17 protein-coding genes are annotated in these 19,476 nt (G+C 68.7%); 14 read left to right on the forward strand and 3 right to left on the reverse strand.

What is annotated here, in order from left to right; genetic code table 11:
- Positions 1–8: 8 nt before the first annotated feature.
- Positions 9–671, reverse strand: coding sequence for a CPBP family intramembrane glutamic endopeptidase (locus tag ACZCAH_RS04650; protein WP_464339955.1), 663 nt, complete (start codon positions 669–671; stop codon positions 9–11).
- A 308-nt stretch (positions 672–979) separates the two neighbouring features.
- Here ACZCAH_RS04650 and ACZCAH_RS04655 point away from each other — a divergent pair, with 308 nt between their 5' ends.
- Positions 980–1,234, forward strand: a complete 255-nt coding sequence (locus ACZCAH_RS04655; protein ID WP_464339956.1) for a DUF2255 family protein — start codon at positions 980–982, stop codon at positions 1,232–1,234.
- Positions 1,235–1,797: 563 nt separating this feature from the next.
- A complete protein-coding gene (locus ACZCAH_RS04660) occupies positions 1,798–3,600 on the forward strand; it encodes an extracellular solute-binding protein (protein ID WP_464339957.1) in 1,803 nt (600 codons plus the stop codon).
- A gap of 39 nt (positions 3,601–3,639) precedes the next feature.
- On the opposite strand, the gene ACZCAH_RS04665 is transcribed toward ACZCAH_RS04660, so the two are convergent.
- On the reverse strand, positions 3,640–5,190 hold the full coding sequence (locus ACZCAH_RS04665; RefSeq protein WP_464339958.1) for an alpha-L-fucosidase: 1,551 nt from the start codon (positions 5,188–5,190) through the stop codon (positions 3,640–3,642).
- A 168-nt stretch (positions 5,191–5,358) separates the two neighbouring features.
- Between ACZCAH_RS04665 and ACZCAH_RS04670 the strand changes: the two genes are divergently transcribed.
- On the forward strand, positions 5,359–6,345 hold the full coding sequence (locus tag ACZCAH_RS04670) for a LacI family DNA-binding transcriptional regulator (protein ID WP_464339959.1): 987 nt from the start codon (positions 5,359–5,361) through the stop codon (positions 6,343–6,345).
- A gap of 51 nt (positions 6,346–6,396) precedes the next feature.
- Here the strand turns inward: ACZCAH_RS04670 and ACZCAH_RS04675 are convergent, their stop codons facing one another.
- Entirely contained in the window at positions 6,397–6,669 is a 273-nt protein-coding gene (locus ACZCAH_RS04675; RefSeq protein ID WP_464339960.1) for a hypothetical protein, read from the reverse strand.
- A gap of 67 nt (positions 6,670–6,736) precedes the next feature.
- Here ACZCAH_RS04675 and ACZCAH_RS04680 point away from each other — a divergent pair, with 67 nt between their 5' ends.
- From ACZCAH_RS04680 to ACZCAH_RS04730, 11 genes are all read left to right on the forward strand, one after another.
- Complete coding sequence (locus ACZCAH_RS04680; RefSeq protein WP_464339961.1) at positions 6,737–7,750, forward strand: LacI family DNA-binding transcriptional regulator; 1,014 nt, start codon at positions 6,737–6,739, stop codon at positions 7,748–7,750.
- The gene (locus tag ACZCAH_RS04685; RefSeq protein WP_464339962.1) at positions 7,750–8,763 is read left to right on the forward strand and encodes an ABC transporter permease; all 1,014 of its coding nucleotides are present in this window, start codon (positions 7,750–7,752) and stop codon (positions 8,761–8,763) included. The genes ACZCAH_RS04680 and ACZCAH_RS04685 overlap by 1 nt, the downstream gene beginning before the upstream one ends.
- A gap of 5 nt (positions 8,764–8,768) precedes the next feature.
- A complete protein-coding gene (locus ACZCAH_RS04690; protein ID WP_464339963.1) occupies positions 8,769–9,704 on the forward strand; it encodes a carbohydrate ABC transporter permease in 936 nt (311 codons plus the stop codon).
- A gap of 77 nt (positions 9,705–9,781) precedes the next feature.
- Complete coding sequence (locus ACZCAH_RS04695) at positions 9,782–11,368, forward strand: extracellular solute-binding protein (protein WP_464339964.1); 1,587 nt, start codon at positions 9,782–9,784, stop codon at positions 11,366–11,368.
- Between the two features lie 56 nt (positions 11,369–11,424).
- The gene (locus ACZCAH_RS04700; RefSeq protein ID WP_464339965.1) at positions 11,425–12,834 is read left to right on the forward strand and encodes a glycoside hydrolase family 32 protein; all 1,410 of its coding nucleotides are present in this window, start codon (positions 11,425–11,427) and stop codon (positions 12,832–12,834) included.
- A complete protein-coding gene (locus ACZCAH_RS04705) occupies positions 12,831–13,760 on the forward strand; it encodes a carbohydrate kinase family protein (protein ID WP_464339966.1) in 930 nt (309 codons plus the stop codon). Before ACZCAH_RS04700 ends, ACZCAH_RS04705 begins: the two co-directional genes overlap by 4 nt.
- A 135-nt stretch (positions 13,761–13,895) precedes the next feature.
- Entirely contained in the window at positions 13,896–14,630 is a 735-nt protein-coding gene (locus ACZCAH_RS04710) for a GntR family transcriptional regulator (RefSeq protein WP_464339967.1), read from the forward strand.
- 295 nt (positions 14,631–14,925) lie between these two features.
- Positions 14,926–16,656 carry a GH39 family glycosyl hydrolase gene (locus ACZCAH_RS04715; protein ID WP_464339968.1) on the forward strand — a complete coding sequence of 577 codons (1,731 nt, stop codon included), beginning with the start codon at positions 14,926–14,928 and terminating at the stop codon, positions 16,654–16,656.
- On the forward strand, positions 16,653–17,510 hold the full coding sequence (locus ACZCAH_RS04720; protein ID WP_464339969.1) for an aldo/keto reductase: 858 nt from the start codon (positions 16,653–16,655) through the stop codon (positions 17,508–17,510). The genes ACZCAH_RS04715 and ACZCAH_RS04720 overlap by 4 nt, the downstream gene beginning before the upstream one ends.
- A 55-nt stretch (positions 17,511–17,565) precedes the next feature.
- On the forward strand, positions 17,566–18,552 hold the full coding sequence (locus tag ACZCAH_RS04725; RefSeq protein ID WP_464339970.1) for a carbohydrate ABC transporter permease: 987 nt from the start codon (positions 17,566–17,568) through the stop codon (positions 18,550–18,552).
- Positions 18,549–19,448, forward strand: a complete 900-nt coding sequence (locus tag ACZCAH_RS04730) for a carbohydrate ABC transporter permease (protein ID WP_464339971.1) — start codon at positions 18,549–18,551, stop codon at positions 19,446–19,448. The genes ACZCAH_RS04725 and ACZCAH_RS04730 overlap by 4 nt, the downstream gene beginning before the upstream one ends.
- Positions 19,449–19,476: the final 28 nt, after the last annotated feature.

Consider the following 19,476-nt stretch of genomic DNA (forward strand, 5'->3'; position numbering starts at 1 on the left):
TGGACGCCTCAGCCCACGACGCCGACACGGACGATGACGGCGGGGAACAGTCCCACCATGGTGAGCGTCCAAAGGGCGTGGACGAAGAGCGCCCCGGCGAGTGAGCCAGAGGTCTCGCGGGCCCACATCGCCACCGGTCCGAGCAGGAGGGCCATCACCGCGAGAGCTGGGCTGCCGGTGCACAGCGTGACGAGGGCGTACACCGCGGTGGGGACCACCCAGCGGGCCGGGCCGGTGAGCAGCCGAGGCAGCGCGCCGCGGAAGAACACCTCTTCAGCGGCGCCCGCCACCAGCGCGACCGCGAGCACACCCCACCGCCCGTCGGTCGCTGCGGCGACGGGACGTGCCACCCACGGGGCGGTGGTCGGGATTTCGGCCAGGACCAGACCGCCTGCCAGCGAGGCCGCGGCCAGGCAGACGCCTGCGGCGGCCACCGCGACCTGCGGTGCGCGCCCCGGGGCTCGGCCGGCGAGATCCGTAGGTGCCAGCCGCATGATCAGCAGTCCGCCGACAGTCCAGGTCAGGGCGATTCCCAGTGCCCAGCCCGCGACGGTCCCCGGCCCCTCGCCCTCGGCGCGCAGCGACGCGGCCAGGAGCGGCGCAGCCACCACGACAGCGAGGCCGACCACCCACCACGCGCCGGGACGGGAGGCGGGACGATCGGGGCTCATGCGCGTAGCGTACGAGGCCGCTCGCCGCGACAGGGCGAGTCGGGTCGTGCTCGAGAGGGCGCTCCGGCCGACGGCGCCGCGGAGCGCGCGCCCGGCAGGTCGACGCCCGGGCCCGAGCCCTCGTCCGCGAGCTCGAAGACGAGATCTGGCGGATGTACGGGCGGTGCATGGACATGGAGCGGGAGGTGCGGCGGCGCAGGGTGCCCTGTCGGGGCCTGGTTCCCGGGCGGCCGGATCGAGGTTCTCGCACCTCGCCCTCATCACGCCCGGCGAGGGCGTGCGCAACGAATGGCTCGAGCCGGTGACCGATGAGGAGTACGGCGCGCTGCCGGCCGGCGAGGACGACGCCTGAGCAGCTGCAGGCCATCGACGAGTCCGACACCCTCCACATCGCTCCCTACCGCGCCGACGGCACCACCCCGGGCACGCTGACCCGGATCTGGTCCGTCGTGGTCGACGACGGGGGCTACGTCCGCGCCGACAACGCCACCTCCTCGCGCTGGTACCGCTCCGGGCAGGAGCAGCGCGCGGGACGGATCAGCGAGATCACCGGCCTCGAGTGAGCGGACCTGGCGCCCTGGCCCTCGGTGGCGGGACGGGGTACCTCGACATGTCAGACTCCGGCCCTACGCTCCCGCCATGATCATGATCCTCGGCGAGGAGCCGGAGCCGCCGTACACGGAGCCCCGGGGGACGTGCCCCGAGTGCGGGTCGTCCCGTGTGAGGCACCACCTGCTCGGCGCCCCGGACCCGCGCACGGAGCCGCCGGCTCCCGACTGGGTCGACTGGCACGGCTGCCTTCCGCCGTTCGGGGACCGGTCCTGCGAGGCGTGCGACGCCCTCTGGTCCGTGGACTGAACACCCGGGGCTCTCCGCCCTCGAGCACATCGGTCGGCCCGGAAGCCCTCGCCGAACAAAAAACGTAACGATTCGCGAAATCCGTTGACCCAGACATCGGACCTATGTCACTCTCACGGAACACGTCAGCGAAGAGGTGCTCGGACGGGGTTCCCGCCCCTCCGAGGTGTTCGCCATCTGCCGACGCCGCCGACGCTGCCGACGACGACCAGCGAACCCGGCTGCGGAGGCCTGCCGTTCACGAGTCAGCCCCCGGTCAGGAGATCCGATGCCCTCCCACGAATCCGCAGCACATCCGACGACACAGTCCGAGACGTCGACCCCGCCCCCGGGCGCCCCGCACAGGATCGGGCGACGCAGCCTGCTGCTGGGGCTCGGCGTCCTGCCCGCCACGATCTCGCTGGCTGGTTGTTCCGGCGGTGCGGGCGGGACCGACTCCGACGTGGCCTTGGTCGAGTACGAGCAGGGGTCCTCAGCGCTGAAGGTCGAGCTGGGCCCGGAGATCGACGGGGTGCCGTACCCGGAGGGGTACGTCGGCCCTCGCGCCCGGGAGCTCGAGCCCTTCGGAGACGGCTCCACCACCTTCACCGTGCTCACGCGCAGCGAGAACGGTCTCGACCTCGCCACCAACGGCCACTCCGACTACCTCGAGGAGAAGACGGGGGTGCACATCGAGTACTCGACCGTCCCCCAGGGTGAGGAGGGCTCCCCGAAGGTCAACGCCATCATCTCCAGCGGCGACCTCCCCGACGCGTTCATGCTGGGACCGGAATGGATGGGCGGGTTCACCAAGGCCCAGCTCTACGCCTACGGCGAGCAGGGCCTCTTCCAGCCTCTGGATCAGCTCATCGACGAGTACGCGCCCGAGCTGCAGCAGCTCTTCGAGCAGAACCCGGACCTGCGCGCCGCGTGGACCGCCCCGAACGGGGCGATGTACGCGATCCCGGCGGTCAACCAGTGCTACCACTGCGCCTCCTCGGACACCCGCACCTGGGTCCACACCCCCTCGATGGAGGCGGCCGGCTGGTCTGAGCACCCGAAGTCCCTCGAGGAGTTCGAGCAGATGCTCCGCGACATGAAGGCGAAGGATCCAGAGCTGCGCCCCTTCAGTGGCGACTCCGGGATGCTGCCCTTCGGACTGATCGCCGCGGCCTTCATGGACTTCGGCATCCAGCGCATCCGCCGCGATGGCGAGACGATCGTTTACACCCCGCTGGACGAGCCCTTCCGCCAGGTGATGGAGGTGGTCGCGCGCCTCACCGCCGATGGCCTGATCGACCGCAACACCTTCTCGCAGAACAACGACCAGCTCAAGCGCCTCACGATGAACGAGGAGAAGTCTCTGGTGGGCGTGCTCCAGGCACCCCACCACTGGGCCTTCGCCAACATCGACTTCGGCGATGGGAATGACCGCTGGAAGGAGTTCGTGCCGCTGACGCCCTTCACGGGCCCGGGAGGGAAGGCGCCGATCGTGCCGTGGAACGAGTCCCACGGCGACGCCGTCGGCCTCGTCATCTCGAGCACCTGCGACGATCCTGCGACTCTCGTGCGCTGGGCGGATGCGCAGCTCGGGCTGCTCCCGTCGCTCGATCGCAGCATGGGGGCCCAGGGCGTGTTCTGGGACTGGGCCGACGGGACGCAGCTCGGGATCGACGGTCGGACGGCGCTGTACGCCAAGGTGCCCGCCGAGGAGGACAAGCCCGACAACGCTGCATGGCCCGAGTTCAGCCCGCACAACTCGAGCCTCGACGTGCGCCACGGCGAAGCCGTCGACGAGAGCACGTCGATCGAGCCCGCCCTGTTCCGCGCCGGACAGCTCTACGAGCCGTTCCGCTCGCCGATCGAGAGCATCTACGCCAATCCCTTCTTCACCTCCGCACAGTCCGCGGAGATCGGCGAGCTGCGCACCAACCTCGACTCGACCTACGCGCAGCTGACCACGCAGATGGCGCTGGGCGACCTGGATCCGACGAACGACTCCCACTGGGAGCAGTACGTCACGGCGTTCACCAACGCCGGGGTGGAGCGCTACCTCGAGGTGCTCACGGAGGCAGACGCCGCGCGTCGCTGAGCCGCCCCGCCGCACACCGAAGGAAGCGCCGCGGCGGGATCAGCCGTGGAGGTGGTCGGTGCGCTCGGGCACGGTCTCGGGCTCGAGGCGGATCTTCACGACCGGGCCCACCGGGGAGCCGGTCCCGGGGCCGACGGCGACCTCCAGCGCCTCCGCGGTGCGCTCCACGTGGAGCGGATCGTGGCCGCCGAGGAGTGTCACGGAGCGGATCTCCTGCGGCAGGAGTCGCAGGCCGGACCCGAAGGAGCGGATGCGCAGCACGCCGTCCTCGGGATGAGCGAGGGCGATCGCATAGACGTAGTCGCCGGTCACGTCGTGGCGAGTGGTGAAGCGGACGTCGGCGGCGGTGTGATGCACCGCGGCGCCGTCCACGAAGGAGCCGGCCACTGATCGGGTGGGGCCCTCCTCGGCGACGATCCACGGGCGCGTCCCGAAGATCGCCTCCCCGTGACCGGTGAGCCAGTCGCCGATCTCCTCGAGCATCTGCTGCTCCTCGGGGGCGATGGTGCCGTCGGGCCGGGGGCCGATGTTCAGCAGCAGGTTGCCGTTCTTGGAGACGGTGTCGGCCAGCTCGACGACCAGCTCGGTGACGGTCTTGTACTCGTGGCCCTCGATCCAGCACCAGGAGGAGCGGGAGACCGAGGTGTCGTTCTGCCAGGGCACCGGGCGGATCCCGCCCATGGTGCCGCGCTCGATGTCGTAGACGGCGCTGCCCTCGGCGAAGGCCTCCCACTTGTAATTGATGACCACCTCCCGCCCCCATTCGGCGGCGCGGTTGTAGTAGTACGCGGCGAGCCTGCGCAGGTAGGGCTCGAAGGCGGGCTGCTCGATCCACCAGTCGAACCAGAGCACCTGCGGGCGGTAGCGGTCGATGATCTCGACGGTGCGCAGCAGCCAGTCCTCCAGGTGGCGCTCGTTCGGAGCGGTCTCCTCCCGCTGCGCCGGACCGTAGAAGTCCTGGAACCGCGGATCGCGCACGTCGGAGTCGAAGCGGGTGCCGCCGTTCATGAAGAACCAGTGCTCGGCGCGGTGGGAGGAGGCGCCACGGGTCATCGAGGCGTCGTCGACGGCGGCGAGCAGGTCGCCGAGGACGTCCCGGCGGGGCCCCATCTGCGCCGCGCTCCATCGGGAGCGGGCCGTGTCGTACATCGCGAAGCCGTCGTGGTGCTCGGCGACGGGCACGACGTACTGGGCGCCCGCCCGACGGAACAGCGCCGCCCAGGCGCCTGGGTCGTAGTGCTCCATGGTGAAGGAGGGGATGAAGTCCTTGTAGCCGAACTCGGCATGCGGGCCGTAGGTCTCCAGGTGGTGGGAGTGCTCCCGGGTGCCCTCGAGATACATGGTGCGCGAGTACCACTCGCTGCCGAAGGCGGGGACCGAGTAGACCCCCCAGTGCAGGAAGATCCCGAACTTCGCGTCCGCGTACCAGCGGGGCACCTCGTAGGCGCGCAGGGAGTCCCAGTCCGCGCTGTACGGACCGCGGCCGATCACCTCGTCCACCTCCGCGAGCGCGGCGGTGCTGTCGGAGGTGTCGACCGCCGGCGGGAGGGAGTCGGGGTCGAGACGGGGCAGGCCGTGCGATGCGGTCATGGGGTCCTCTTCCGGGGAGGTCGGCGCGTCGGTGTACGGTGCTCGGCGCCGCTGCGGCGCCGTCGCGGGGCCACCGAGGGTCCACTGAGTGGGCGAATCGTTTCGTCTCACCGACGGTAGGATGGCCGGAACTGCTCGTCAACCCTTTCCTGGAGCACGGGAGATCCGATGACCTCGTACAAGGACATCCGGGCCGAGACCGGCCTGGCCCTCTCCACGATCTCGAAGTACTTCAACGGCCTGCCCGTGCGCCCAGAGAACAGGTCGGCGATCGAGGCGGCCGCGGCCCGGCTCGACTACCGGCCCAACACCCTCGCCAGCGCCCTGCGCTCACAGCGCTCGCGCACCGTCGGCGTGCTTCTGCCCGCGCTCGACAACAGCTTCCACCTCGCGCTCATCGCGGGGGTCGAGGCGGCGCTGCGTCCCGCCGGGCTGAGCGTCATCGTCTCCTCGAGCCCAAACGCCTCCACCGGCGCGACGGAGCTCCTGCGCGGTCGCCAGGTCGACGGGATCGTCGCCGTCGCCTCGCCGCACGATCTTGAGGCCCTGCGCCGGGCCGCGTCGGAGATCCCCGTCGTGCTGATCGACTGGGAGGCGGACGTCCCCGGGAGCGACGGGGTCTTCCTCGCCAATCGCGAGGCCGGCCGGATCGCCGCCCGCCACCTGCTGGATCACGGCCATCGCGCGCTGGCCGTGGTGGGCGGGGACCGGAGCATCTCCACCACGAACGACCGCACCGAGGGCTTCCTTCGCGAGGCGGCCGACGCCGGCGCCGCGGTGGCGCCGGAGCTCGTGACCAGCGGGCCGCTCACCATCGAGCAGGGCCGACGCGCGATGGGCGAGATCCTCCTGCGCCGCGATCGGCCCACCGCCGTCTTCTCCTCGAACTACGAGCTCACCCTCGGCTCCGTGATCGCCATGAACGAGTCCGGACTGCGGATCGGCGAGGACATCTCGCTGATCGGATTCGACGGAACGGATCTGGCGCGCGCCCTGCAGCCCGCCCTGACCCACGTCGAGCAGCCCGAGCACGAGATCGCGGCGCACGCCGCGGCCCGACTCCGCGCACGACTCGACGGGGGTCCGAGCGCGGGTCCGGAGCGGGTGCTGCTCATGCCGCGCCTGATCACGGGCGGGTCGGTCCGCCGACGGTAGGTGCGTCAGCGGCCGGGAGGTGCGCTCCGTGACGAGGAGGAAGGCCCGGCATCACCGCAGCTCGATCGCGTCGATCAGGTAGGCGGGCACCGTGGTGCTGCCACCGATCTGCGTGTCGTAGGTGACGCTCCCGCCGATCGTGACCCACATCTGCACCTCGTCGTCGGCGACGAAGGGGTCGAGGATCGGGGAGTCGGACTCGCCGTCGCCCGCGAAGCCGACGGTGTTGTGCTCGTACTCGTCCACTCGTCCTGCGGCGCGTGGGCGACCGAGATCCGCACCGCGCTTGACAGGAGGGGCTCCGTGATCCACGATCTGCGTCATACGAATAACGCCAGCGTGGACGTGACCGGCCCGAGGCGACGATTGACGAGAACCGGAGGTGCGAGAGATGGCGCAACGCCCGACCATGAAAGACGTCGCCGCAGCCGCCGGCGTCTCCCAGGCCGTGGTGTCCATCGTCCTCAGCGGGTCGTACGTAGGGCGCGCCTCGGAGACTACGGCGCAGCGCGTGCGGGACGCCGCGTCGGACCTCGATTACCGCCCCAACCTCCAGGCGAAGAGCCTGAAGACAGGCGTGGCCGAGATCATCGGGCTGCTGGGCGACGAGGTCGCCACCGCGCCGTTCTCGGGAATGCTCATCAAGGGCGCCCAGGACCGCGCCTGGCAGGACGACCACATGCTCATGACCATCGACACGGGTGGCGACGACGCCCTCGAGAGTGCAGCGATCGGGACGATGCTCTCGCACCGCGTGCGCGGAGTCATTTACACCGCCATGTATCACCGCGAGGTGGAGATCCCGGCAGCAGCACTCAGCACGCGGGCGGTATGCCTGAACGCCCGGGAGCGGGACAACAGGGTCCCGAGCGTCACGCCGGACGAGGTCACCGGTGGATACGAGGCAACGAAGGTCCTGCTCGATGCCGGGCACACCCGGATCGCGATGATCAACATCCATGACGTCCTGCCCGCGGCGCGCGGACGGCGCGAGGGGTACGAGCGAGCCCTGCGCGAGGCCGGCATCGATCCGGACCCGGCCCTCGCCTACCGGGGCGAAGGAGTGCAGCGCTCCGGGTTCGAGGCCTCCCGGCACCTGATGAGCCTCGAAGAGCCCCCGACAGCCATCTTCTGCGGCAACGACCGCAGCGCTCTCGGCGCGTACCAAGCCCTTGCCGAGCTCGGTCTGCGGATCCCCGAGGACGTCTCGATCGTGGGCTTCGACGACCAGGATCTGCTGCGCGACTTCTTCCATCCGCCGCTGACCACCGTTCGCCTGCCCTTCGCCGAAATGGGCGATCGTGCGGCAGCTCTCGTGCTCGATGCAGACGCTCCGGCGGAGGTCCACCTGATCCACTGTCCGGTCATCCATCGCCAGTCCGTTGCCCCACCGAAAGGACGATGATGTCTCCTTCACCCGCTGTCGACGTGGTCGACAACGCGCACCCGGTCACCGCTGACCACGGTGCCGAAGTCGCCGCGTCGACGACCGAAGCACCTTCCCCGCGCGCGAAACGGCGACTCCCGGTCCGCATTTTTCACGCCTGGCAGTTATACGTATTACTGACGCCATCGCTGATCTACCTCTTCGTCTTCAAGTACTGGCCGATGTACGGAGCCCAGATCGCTTTCCGCGATTACAACCCGGTCGACGGCTTCTTCTGGAGCCCGTGGGTGGGACTGGACCACTTCGTCTCCTTCGTGAATTCGTTCCAGTTCGAACGCCTCGTCGCGAACACCCTGACGATCAACACCGTCGGGCTGCTGGTGGCCTTCCCCGTCCCCATCATCCTCGCGCTGATCGTGAACCAGCTGCCCAGCGAACGGTTCAAGCGGTTCACGCAGACCGTCCTCTACGCCCCCTCGTTCATCTCGGTCGTGGTCGTCGTGGGCATGATCCACCTGCTTTTCTCACCCAGCTCCGGCATGGTCAACCATGCGATCTCGCTCCTGGGCGGAGATCCGATCTACTTCATGGGCAGCCCCGAGTGGTTCCGACCCCTCTACATCGGCTCGGACATCTGGCAGAACGCCGGCTTCTCGATGATCATCTACCTCGCAGCGCTGACGGCGATCGACCCCTCACTGCACGAGGCCGCCCGCATGGACGGCGCGAACCGCTTCCAGCGGATCCGGCACATCGATATCCCGGGGATCCTCCCGGTGATCACGATTCTGTTCATCCTCGCAGTGGGGAACATCTTCAACCTCGGCTTCGAGAAGGTCTATCTCATGCAGACCGACCTCAATCTCCCCACCTCCGAGGTCATCAACACCTATGTCTACAAGACCGGCCTGCAGAACGCCCAGTTCAGCTATTCCGCAGCTATCGGGCTGTTCAACTCCGTCCTCAACCTCCTTCTCCTCCTGACCTTCAACTGGGTCGCGAAGAAGGCCAACCAATCGAGCCTGTGGTGACGAAAATGTCGAGCATTCCGACCTCCGCCAGGATCCCGCTGCACCGGGAGCCTCTCCACCGCCGACTGGCCGACCCGCTGTTCGGACTGGTCACCTACGGCCTGATCGGCCTGTCGATCTTCGCGATCGTCTATCCGCTCTACTTCATCGTGATCGCCTCGATCTCCGACCCGAACCTGGTCCAGCAGGGCAAAGTCGTCTTCTTCCCGCGAGGCATCACCTTCGATGGGTATCTGACGATCTTCAGCACGTCCACGATCGTTCGCGGCTTCGCGAACTCCGTGCTCTACACGGTGGTCGGCACCGCGCTCAGCGTGACGATGATCCTCACCGGCGCCTACGCGCTGAGTCGGAAGGACATGCCCGGTCGCAACCTGTTCATGGTCCTCTTCGTCATCACGATGTTCTTCGACGGCGGCATGATCGCCCGATATCTCGTGGTCAAGGATCTGGGAATGCTCAACACGATGTGGGCGGTGGTGCTGCCCGGTGCCGTCGGCGTCTGGAACCTGATCATCGCGCGCACATTCCTCGAGCAGAACCTCTCCCCGGAGCTGCGCGAAGCCGCGCAGCTCGACGGAGCATCCGACTTCCGCTTCTTCTTCGGCATCGCGATACCGCTGTCGAAGCCGCTCATCGTCCTGATGGTGATGATCCATCTGGTCGCGAACTGGAATGCGTTCTTCGACGCGATGATCTACCTGAACGACGAGTCGAAGTATCCACTGCAGCTGATCTTGCGCAATGTCCTCATCCAGTCCCAGGCCTCCTCCTCCGGAATGGACATGGCCTCGATGGAGAGCACCGCCGCAGCTCAACGAATGGGTGAACTGCTGAAGTACTCGATGATCGTCGTCTCCACGATTCCCCTGCTCATCGCCTTCCCGTTCCTCCAGCGCCACTTCGTCAAGGGCGCGACGCTCGGCGCCCTGAAGAGCTGACCCGTCGCCGCCTGCCTCGCTCCGCTTCTCCCGCTCCGTCCCACCCACAATGCACACCGTTACAAAGGAGTTCCGTCATGCTTTCTCGTCGTCGATTCACCCTCTCAGCCACCGCCCTCGGAGTCACGATGCTGGGCGTCGCTGGCTGTTCCCGCCCCTCGGAGCGCACCACCGATGACCTCTCCTCCGAGGTCGGACTGACCGACTCGGGCCTGCCGATCGTGACGGAGGAGCTGACTCTCTCCTTCGGCGGCGCGAAGTCTCCGCTTGCGCCGGACTACGAGTCGATGGAGCTGGTCCAGACCTGGAGCGCTGACTCCGGGATCGAGATCACCTGGAACAACGAGCCCGACGAGGTCTGGGGCGAGAAGAAGAACCTGCTGCTGGCCAGCGGCGAGCTCCCTGACGCTCTCTTCAACACCGGGCTCTCCGATGCCGAGGTCGCCAAGTACGGGGCCAATGGCACCCTGATCGCTCTGGAGGACCTGATCGAGGAGCACGCCCCCACCCTGGCGGGGATCCTCGCAGAGCGTCCGGACATCAAGGCCGCCATCACCGCATCCGACGGCCACATCTACACCCTTCCGTCCGTTGAGGAGATGGGGCTGGTCGAGTTCCCCCGCATGCTGTTCATCAACACGGACTGGCTCGCGGAGCACGATCTGGAGTTGCCCACGACTGTCGAGGAGTACCACCAGGCGCTGCTGGTCTTCAAGGAGAACGGGCCGGAGGGCGCCATCCCGCTCTCCTTCCTCGGAATCGGAGACATCGCCGACCTGATCGCAGCGATCGGAGGCCAGGCCGACAACCCTGACCACCGCATCGTCGAGGACGGGAAGGTCGTGTTCACGGCGAACACCGACGGGTTCCGCGACGCGATCGCGGAGCTGCACACCTGGTACGGCGAGGGCCTCATCGACCAGGAGGCCTTCTCTCAGGACTACGTCAAGTTCGTCGCCAAGGGCAAGGCGGAGCCGCAGTCCCTGGGTTCGTTCTACTTCTGGGAGATCCCTGAGGTGGTCGGCCCCGAGCGTGCGGGAAACTACGCGATCGTCCCGATCTTCCCGGGCCCGGATGGTGTCCAGCGTGCCTGCGTCGCCAACAACCAGGAGATCAACCGCGGCGCCTTCGCGATCACTCGCACCAACCAGTACGCTGCGGCGACTCTGCGCTGGGCGGACATGCTCTTCGATCCGGCGATGAGCGCACAGGCAAACTGGGGACCGATCGGGGTCTCGCAGCATATCAACGAGGACGGTCTGCTCGAGCAGATCCCCGTCGGCGAGGGCGAGACCGAGCAGGAGCGTCGTGTGAAGGTCGCCCCGGGCGGCCCCAAGATCATCACGGCGCAGGATTTCGAGACAGTCGTGCTGGCCGAGCCCCGCGCCGCCGAGCGCCAGGCCCAGATCGCCGAGTTCTACGAGCCCCACCGCGCCAACGAGAAGTACCCGCCGGTGATGCTCTCGGTCGATGAGCTGAATCGGATCAGCACCATCGAGACCGACATCAGCACCCTGGTCACCGAGAAGATCGCCACCTGGATCGTGCGGGGCGGCATCGAGGAGGAGTGGGACGCCTACGTCAACCAGCTGGAGACGATCGGCCTGCCCGAGGTGATCGAGGTCTACCAGGCCGCCTACGACCGCTTCACCGCGAACTCCTGACGCCCCCGACGCCTCGGAGCCACGACTCCTGCCCTACCCGCCTCCCGAGAGAGATCATGAACTCGACTTCATCGCCCGTCGCGCTCACCGACATCCACCGCCCCAGGTTCCATCTCACCGCGGAGGACACCTGGATGAACGACCCCAACGGCCTCATCCGGCACAACGGCATGTGGCACGCGTTCTTCCAGAACAATCCTCTCGGGAGCACGTGGGGCAACATGTCCTGGGGTCACGCGATGTCGCGCGACCTGGCGACCTGGACCAACCTGCCCGTCGCACTGCCCTTCTCCAAGACGGAGATGATCTTCTCCGGAAGCATCGTCCACGATCACGAGAACACCTCCGGCCTCGGCACCCCCGGGGGAGAGGGCCCGCTCGTCGCGTTCTACACCAGCGCCTTCACGCAGACCCATCCCACGACGCCGGGCATACAGGCCCAGTCGATCGCCTTCTCCCAGGACGACGGCGCCACCTGGACCTTCTATCCGGACAATCCCGTTCTCACTCGTGATTCCGAGAACTTCCGCGACCCGAAGGTGTTCTTCCACCGGGAGAGCGGCCGCTGGATCATGGTCGCGGTCGAGGCCCTCGACCACAGCGTCCATTTCCATGCCTCTGATGATCTGCTGGCCTGGGAGCCCATCTCCGTGTTCACCCACCCAGGTCTCGATGGCGGCATCTGGGAGTGCCCCGATCTGCTGCGCGTGCCGAGCCCTGACGGCGGGGAGGACTCATGGGTCCTCGTGCTGAGCACCAATCCCGGCGGCCCGGCCGGCGGCTCCGGCACCTACAGTCTGATCGGGCGCTTCGACGGTCGCCGCTTCACGGCCGAGACGACGCCGCAGCCGCTGGACCTCGGCCCGGACTGCTATGCGGCGGTCTCCTTCTCCGGTGTCGAGGGGGATCCGGTGCTCCTGGGCTGGATGAACAACTGGGCCTACGCGGAGCAGACCCCGACGGCTCCGTGGCGCTCCTCGATGACTCTCCCCCGCACGCTCCACCTCGAGCGGGCGGCCGACGGCACGCTCCAGGTGATCCAGCACCTGGTCATCCCCGAGGAGATCCGGACTCTCGATCTCGAGGTGCCGGCAGCCTCCACGGTGCTGGCGGAGCTCGATGCGGAGGAGCCGTTCCGGCTGCGCGGAGAGCTGCCCACCGCCTCCGCGCACCGGCTGGTGCTGCGTTTCGGCGACGGCGGGCGTGATCGCGATCTGGTGCTCGCCATCGACTCCGAGGGGCAGGTCTCCTTGGATCGCAGCAGCGCGCATGAGGAGCCGTTCGCCCCCGAGCACACGCACTCCCAGCCCTACGCTTCGGCACGGGCCGGGGCCACGGTCGCCTTCGATCTCGTCGTCGACCGCTCGTGCGTGGACCTCGAGCTCGACGGTGGCCGCGCCCTGATCTCCCAGCAGATCTTCCCAGGTGCTCGCACGGTCACCGTTCTCACCGAACCCGCGGCATGAGCGAGCCCACCGCTCTGGTCATCGGGGAGGCTCTGACCGACATCGTCCACGAGGCGGACGGCACGGTGCGGTCTCGGCCCGGGGGCAGTCCCGCGAACGTCGCCGTGGGTCTCGCGCGGCTCGGAGTCCCCACCGCGCTGCTTACCCGCCTGGGCACCGACGTGAACGGCGACGCTCTGCGCGAGCACCTCGAGCAGTCGGGCGTGAGGCTGCGCGAGGCCGGCACTGAGCCGCCGGAGAGGACGTCGACCGCTGAGGCGCAGATCGGTCCGGATGGCGCGGCGACCTACCGCTTCGACATCGAATGGGACCCCGGGGAGATTCGGCTCGACCCGGTGCGCCTCGTCCACACCGGTTCGCTGGCGACGGCGATCGAGCCGGGTGCCGCCGCGGTAGAGGCAGCACTCGCCGCTGCACACCCGGGCACGCTCCTCAGCTTCGACCCGAACGTCCGGCCGTCGCTCGGCCTGCCTGTGGCCGGCATCCGCAGCCGGGTGGAGCGCATCGCCGGCCTGGCGCATGTCGTGAAGATGAGCGATGAGGACCTCGAGTGGCTGTATCCCGCCGAGCGCGTCGTCGATGTCGCAGACCGCATGCACGCGTCGGGGGTGGCGCTGTTCGTCGTGACCCGTGGTGCCCTGGGCTGCACGCTCAGCACCGCCCACTGGACCGCCGAGATCCCGGCGCTGCCGGTCACCGTCGCCGACACCATCGGGGCGGGCGATGCGTTCATGTCGGGCCTGCTCTTCGCGATCCTCACCGCGGCTGCAGATCTGGAGCTCCGCAACGGCGCCGTCCCTCAGCGTGCCGCAGAGGCCTGGGCCGAGACCGCGCTGCGGAGTGCCGCGATCACCGTGGGGAGACTCGGGGCGCAGCCGCCGTTCCTCGAGGAACTGGTCGGGAGCTCAGCGCAGATCCTGCATTAGTCGGTCGACTCGACGATTGAGATGGTGGCCGCGCCTCCGCGCCGGGCATCACCGACGCGAAGCCCACGTCGAACCCAGCACTACACTCATCCGCAGTTCCCACCCCAGCCGTCCGATCCGGAGGAGGATGCCTCGATGTCGACGCCCAGACTCCTGGTCGGCGTGGAGACCCCTCCCGCCCTGTCGACGGTGATCGCCGATCGGCTGCGGGAGATGATCACCTCCGGTGCGCTCGCCCCCGGGGAGCGGCTGAAGGAGGTCGAGCTCGCGGAGTCGATGTCCGTGAGCCGCGGCCCCGTGCGGGAGGCCATCTCGGAGCTGACCCGGGAGGGTCTGGCCGAGTCGCAGCGCCATCGCGGGGCACGGGTGATCACCCTCGACTACGGGGACATCGAGGAGATCTACTCGATGCGGCTGGCGATCGAGCGTCTCGCGATGGAGCGCTGCGCCGAGCGGATCACCCCGGGCGTGCTCGCGCAGATGGACGAGGTCATCGAGAGGATGCGCCGGATCCCCTCCGACGCCCCGGACAACGAGCACGTGAGCCTCGACCTCGAGTTCCACGACCTGGTGTACGCCGCGGCGCAGCATGACCGGCTCCGGCGCGCCTGGGTGACGCTGCGCAGCCAGGTCTCGATGTTCCTCAACGCCCGCACAGACCGCACCGACTTCCGCGCGAAGCTCCACGTCGAGCACCAGGAGATGCGGGACGTGCTGGCCACCGGCGATCCCGTCGCCGCTGTCGGCTCGATCGAGAAGCACATCGGCTGGACCCTGCGCCAGATCCGGAAGATGCGCGATCTCGAGCACGACCCCGCGGAGACCCCGCCGCTCTCCGGGCCGGGACCCGAGGGCAAGTCCGGGCTCTGACCGGCACGCCCGGTCTCCTCCCCCGCGCTCCGAAGCATCCCGGCCGCAGCTCACCTCTCGTAGATTGTTGACAACCTGCAATCTGTCTTCCTATGCTCGCTGCACACCAAGAGGCGCGACCAGTACGCCTCCGCGGACCGGCACAGGAGCCGGGACGCACCGCGATCGTCCTCCGGATGAGCAGATCGCTCGTCGGCGACGAGAGTGCCACCGCATCACCGCTCCGGGCACGGACGCCCGGCGTGACTCCCCCACTTCGCAGCCACCGCGAGCCCCTCGAAAGGCAGTGACCCGCGTGTCCACGACCGCCCAGCCCACCCATGCGAACCTCACCAGTGCCCGTGCCTTCCCGCCGTTCGCCCCGAGTGATCCGGACGCCCCGCACGTCGACGCCGCGAGGGTCGAGATCGATGCGGCGAGCGAGCTCGGACCGCTGACCCGGCTGTGGGAGAGCGTGGGCTATGACGAGATCAACTGGACCTACACCCCGACCGGCCGGCACCTACTGAACACCTTCGGCGGCATGACCGAGACGGGGTTCCACATCCGCCCCCACTACGCGCTCTGCTCGGGGACCGGGTTCGGGCTGCCGCACTGGGGCAACGGGAACGTCTACCACGAGGACGCCGACGGCACTCCGTTCTACGACTTCACGATCCTCGACCAGGCCTACGACGCGATCGTCGAGGCCGGCCACCACGTCCTCGTCGAGATCGGCTTCACCCCGCGCGACCTCCTCCCCCCGGAGGCGGAGGAGCTGACGATCCCCTCGAGTCCGACCGCCTATTCGGCGTATGAGGCGGGGCAGTGGGCGTACCCGCCGAAGGACTACGACAAGTGGCGCGACCTCCTCGCCGCGACCGCCGCCCACTGCCTCGAGCGGTACGGGGCGGGGGAGGTCGACACCTGGCTGTGGGAGCTGTGGAACGAGCCGGACATCTTCTACTGGCGCGGCACCCCCGAACAGTTCCATGACCTCTACCGCGCCACCGTCGAGGGGATCCGCAGCGTCCTCCCGCAGGCGAAGGTCGGCGGCCCGGCTGTGACCGGTGGTGGCACGGAATTCCTCCGCGGCTTCCTCACCTACACGAACGAGCAGGACCTGCCGCTGGACTTCGTCTCCTTCCACACCAAGGGCTCCAGCTTCACCCCCTGGCGCGTCTACGGCATCACGGGTGGCGAAGCCCCGGAGAAGCAGAACCCCTCGGCGCACAAGATGCTCCACGAGGTCCGCTCCATGCTCCGCGTCATGGCCGAGTTCCCGGCCTATCGCCAGCTGCCGGCGATCGTCGACGAATGCGACGCCGGCGTGCCGGCGCACTTCTCGGTCTATGACAACGCGAACTTCCGCTTCCAGAACACCGAGTACTACCCCGTCTTCCAGGTCAAGCTCATGAAGAAGCTCCTCGACCTGAACACCCTCGAGGACGCGAACCTCCAGCAGGCCATGTCCTGGAGCTTCTACTTCGAGGGCGAGCGGTACTTCGAGGGCACCCGCGCCTTCCTCACCGCCGACCGCGTCGAGAAGCCGCTGCTGAACGCGTACCGGATGCTGTCCCACTTCGGCCCCACGCGGATCGCGGCGACCAGCGACGCAGCACACGGCGTCGAGCTGCTCGACGACGCGAACGGCCGGTCCATGCCGGAGGAGGTCGACGTGCTCGCCTCCCGCCACGAGGACGGCCGGATCACCGCCGCGATCTGGCGCCACACCGACGACCAGTACCAGACCGCCGACGCCCCCACCCCCGTCACCCTCACCCTGCGCGGCCTCACCCCCGGCAGCCACCGCCTCACCCACCACCGCATCGACGAGGACCACTCCAACAGCCACACCGTGTGGCAGGACCTCGGCTCCCCCCAGGTCCCCTCGGCCGACCAGCTCGCCCGGATCCATGCCCGCGAAGGCCTCGAGGAGCTCGAGCCCCCGCGCGAGATCACCGTCGGCCACGACGGGGTGCTCACCCTCGAGGTCGACCTCCCGCTGCCGTCGGTCTCCCTGCTGGAGCTGGAGCAGCTCCGATGAGCCCCTCCCCCGCCGCCCCGTACCGGCACCGCACCGAGATCGCCCCGGGCGTCGACATCCCCCAGCTCGGGCTGGGCGTCTTCCAGATCCCGCCGGATCAGGTGCAGCGCGTGGTCGAGGAGGCGCTCGAGGTGGGCTACCGCCACATCGACACCGCCGCGGCCTACAACAACGAGGCCGGCGTCGGCGCCGCGCTCCGCGCCTCCGGGATCCCCCGCGAGGACGTCGTGATCACCACCAAGCTCCGCAACGGTGAGCAGGGATACGACCAGGCGCTCCGCGCCTGCGCCGACTCCCTGGAGCGGCTGGGGCTGGACCACCTCGACCTCTACCTCATCCACTGGCCGAACCCCGCCGCGGGACTGTGGCCCGAGACCTGGCGGGCCTTCGAGCGCCTGCACGCGGAGGGGACGGTGCGCGCCGTCGGCGTCTCCAACTTCCTCCCCGAGCACCTGCAGGAGCTGGCCCGCACCGCCTCGATGCTCCCGGCGGTGAACCAGATCGAGCTGCACCCCACCCATGCCCGGCGGGACCTCCGTGCGCTGCAGGCGGAGCTGGGCATCGCAGTGGAGAGCTACTCGCCGCTCGGGCAGGGGGCGGACCTCTCCCTCCCGGAGATCACCCGGATCGCCGCCGACCACCAGGTCACGCCCGCGCAGGTGGTGCTGCGCTGGCACCTGCAGAACGGCTTCGTGGTGATCCCGAAGACCACCTCCCGCGCCCGCCTGGTCGAGAACCTCGACCTCGACGGGTTCGCGCTCACCGAGGAGGAGACGGCTCGGATCGACGCCCTCGACGCCGGGCAGCGCATCGGGGGCGACCCGTCCACCTTCTCGATCAGCCAGATCCGCTGACCTCCCGCGCGGTGCAGCGATGTCCTCTCATCTAGCCCCGGAAGGAGGGCCTCCGATGACCAGTCCCCCGGTGCTCACCCGAGCGACGACCGATCCGGCACCCGCGGCGCGCCCCGTCCCCGAGCCCCGCCGTCGGCCGGCCCGGAGAGCACGGCTGCGCCGTCGGAACCTGTGGATCTACGCCTTCCTGCTGCCGACCTTCGTGCTGTACGGGATGTACACGCTCTACCCCATGCTCGCGAGCTACTGGTACTCGCTCGTGGAGTGGAACGGCTTCACCTCCGACCAGCGGTTCGTGGGCCTGGCCAACTACCGCGCGGTGCTCGCCGATCCGATGTTCTGGTCGGCGGTGCGGATAACCCTGGTGTTCATGCTGATCGTGGCGCCGCTGCGGGTGTTCGGAGCGTTCTTCCTCGCGATCGTGCTGAACTCCCCCAAGCTGCCGTTCTCCGCGTTCTTCCGCACCATGTACTTCCTGCCCGTGGTGACCACCACCGCGATCGTCGGCGTCGTGATGCGCTTCGTGCTGGACCCGGCGAGCGGGCCGCTCTCGGCGATCGCCCGGCTGCTGGGGCTGGGGAGCATCGACCTGCTCGGATCCTCGAGCACCGCCCTGGTCACCGCGGCGCTGGTGTACGTCTGGAAGTTCTTCGGGATCACCCTGATCTACTGGCTCGCCGCGCTGCAGACCGTCCCCCGGGACCTCTACGAGGCGGCGCGCATCGACGGGGCGAGCGCGGTGCAGACCTTCCGGCACATCACGCTCCCGCTCCTGATCCCGTTCCTGCTGATCATCTCGGTGCTGACCGTCGAGGACTGCTTCCACGCCTTCGACCTCATGCAGACGATGACCGCCGGTGGCCCGTTCTTCAGCACCGAGATCATCGAGATCTACATCTACCGGTTCGCCTTCGCGGCCACCATCCCCCAGCTGGGCTTCGCCTCCGCCGCCGCGGTCCTCTTCGGGCTGATGGTGCTCGTGGTGGTCGGCGTTCAGCTGTGGGTCACGATGCTCGCCCGACGCTCTGGAGCCCGCGCATGACCGCCTCGACCCGCCCCTCCGCCGTCGCACGGCCGACGCCGCGAGTCCCCGTTCCCCGTCGGCCGCGCTGGCGGCGCCGGCTGCCCTGGTGGCTGGTCGTCGGCGTCCTCGGACTGATCGCCCTGCTGTGGATCTACCCCTTCCTGTGGATGCTCTCGGCCTCGTTCAAGTCCCCGGCGGAGATCTTCGCCGGCGGGCTGGGCCTGATCCCCGAGCAGATGCGGTGGGAGAACTACGCGCGGGCGTGGACCGACGGGAACTTCCAGCGCTATCTCCTCAACACGGTGATCGTCACCGTCGGCACGGTGGTGATCGTGGTGGTCCGCTGCGCCCTCGCCGGCTACGTGCTGGGCAGGTACCGATTCCCGGGGTCGCGGCTGATCCTCGGGATCCTGGTGGCGACGCTGTTCGTCCCCACCGGGTACACGATCATCCCGATCGTGAAGCTCTCGATGGAGCTCGGGCTGCTGGACCAGCTCTCCGGCATGATCCTCGCCCTCTCCGGCGGGGCGAACGTGGCGGCGATCCTGATCTACGCCGGCTACTTCCGGGGCCTCCCGGCGGAGCTCGAGGAGGCGGCCGTGGTGGACGGCGCCGGGTTCCTGCGCACCTTCACCCAGGTGATGCTGCCGCTGTCGATGCCGGTGACCGCCACCGTCGCGGTCCTGACGTTCCTCTTCACCTGGAACGCCTTCTTCCTGCCGCTGGTGTTCTCCTTCAGCAACCCGGCGCTGCGCACCGTCAGCGTCGGCATGCAGGCCTTCGTCGGGGAGAACTCCACGGACTGGCCCGGCATGGCCGCCGCCGGCGTGATCTCCCTGATCCCGATCGTCGCGCTGTTCGCCTTCATGCAGCGCTACTTCGTCGAGGGCATCGCCGGCTCCGTGAAGTCCTGAGCCGGGCCCTTCATCGCACGACCCCGCA

Source organism: Brachybacterium sp. B718/18 (genome assembly GCF_055454375.1).

What these genes read in the sequence shown, in the direction of transcription:
- ACZCAH_RS04725 (WP_464339970.1), top strand. Translation starts at nt 17,566, where the DNA reads ATGACCAGTCCCCCGGTGCTCACCCGAGCGACGACCGATCCGGCACCC.
- ACZCAH_RS04730 (WP_464339971.1), top strand. Translation starts at nt 18,549, where the DNA reads ATGACCGCCTCGACCCGCCCCTCCGCCGTCGCACGGCCGACGCCGCGA.
- ACZCAH_RS04705 (WP_464339966.1), top strand. Translation starts at nt 12,831, where the DNA reads ATGAGCGAGCCCACCGCTCTGGTCATCGGGGAGGCTCTGACCGACATC.
- ACZCAH_RS04720 (WP_464339969.1), top strand. Translation starts at nt 16,653, where the DNA reads ATGAGCCCCTCCCCCGCCGCCCCGTACCGGCACCGCACCGAGATCGCC.
- ACZCAH_RS04670 (WP_464339959.1), top strand. Translation starts at nt 5,359, where the DNA reads ATGACCTCGTACAAGGACATCCGGGCCGAGACCGGCCTGGCCCTCTCC.
- ACZCAH_RS04680 (WP_464339961.1), top strand. Translation starts at nt 6,737, where the DNA reads ATGGCGCAACGCCCGACCATGAAAGACGTCGCCGCAGCCGCCGGCGTC.
- ACZCAH_RS04695 (WP_464339964.1), top strand. Translation starts at nt 9,782, where the DNA reads ATGCTTTCTCGTCGTCGATTCACCCTCTCAGCCACCGCCCTCGGAGTC.
- ACZCAH_RS04660 (WP_464339957.1), top strand. Translation starts at nt 1,798, where the DNA reads ATGCCCTCCCACGAATCCGCAGCACATCCGACGACACAGTCCGAGACG.
- ACZCAH_RS04650 (WP_464339955.1), bottom strand. Translation starts at nt 671, where the DNA reads ATGAGCCCCGATCGTCCCGCCTCCCGTCCCGGCGCGTGGTGGGTGGTC.
- ACZCAH_RS04710 (WP_464339967.1), top strand. Translation starts at nt 13,896, where the DNA reads ATGTCGACGCCCAGACTCCTGGTCGGCGTGGAGACCCCTCCCGCCCTG.
- ACZCAH_RS04675 (WP_464339960.1), bottom strand. Translation starts at nt 6,669, where the DNA reads ATGACGCAGATCGTGGATCACGGAGCCCCTCCTGTCAAGCGCGGTGCG.
- ACZCAH_RS04685 (WP_464339962.1), top strand. Translation starts at nt 7,750, where the DNA reads ATGTCTCCTTCACCCGCTGTCGACGTGGTCGACAACGCGCACCCGGTC.
- ACZCAH_RS04690 (WP_464339963.1), top strand. Translation starts at nt 8,769, where the DNA reads ATGTCGAGCATTCCGACCTCCGCCAGGATCCCGCTGCACCGGGAGCCT.
- ACZCAH_RS04655 (WP_464339956.1), top strand. Translation starts at nt 980, where the DNA reads ATGAGGAGTACGGCGCGCTGCCGGCCGGCGAGGACGACGCCTGAGCAG.
- ACZCAH_RS04665 (WP_464339958.1), bottom strand. Translation starts at nt 5,190, where the DNA reads ATGACCGCATCGCACGGCCTGCCCCGTCTCGACCCCGACTCCCTCCCG.
- ACZCAH_RS04700 (WP_464339965.1), top strand. Translation starts at nt 11,425, where the DNA reads ATGAACTCGACTTCATCGCCCGTCGCGCTCACCGACATCCACCGCCCC.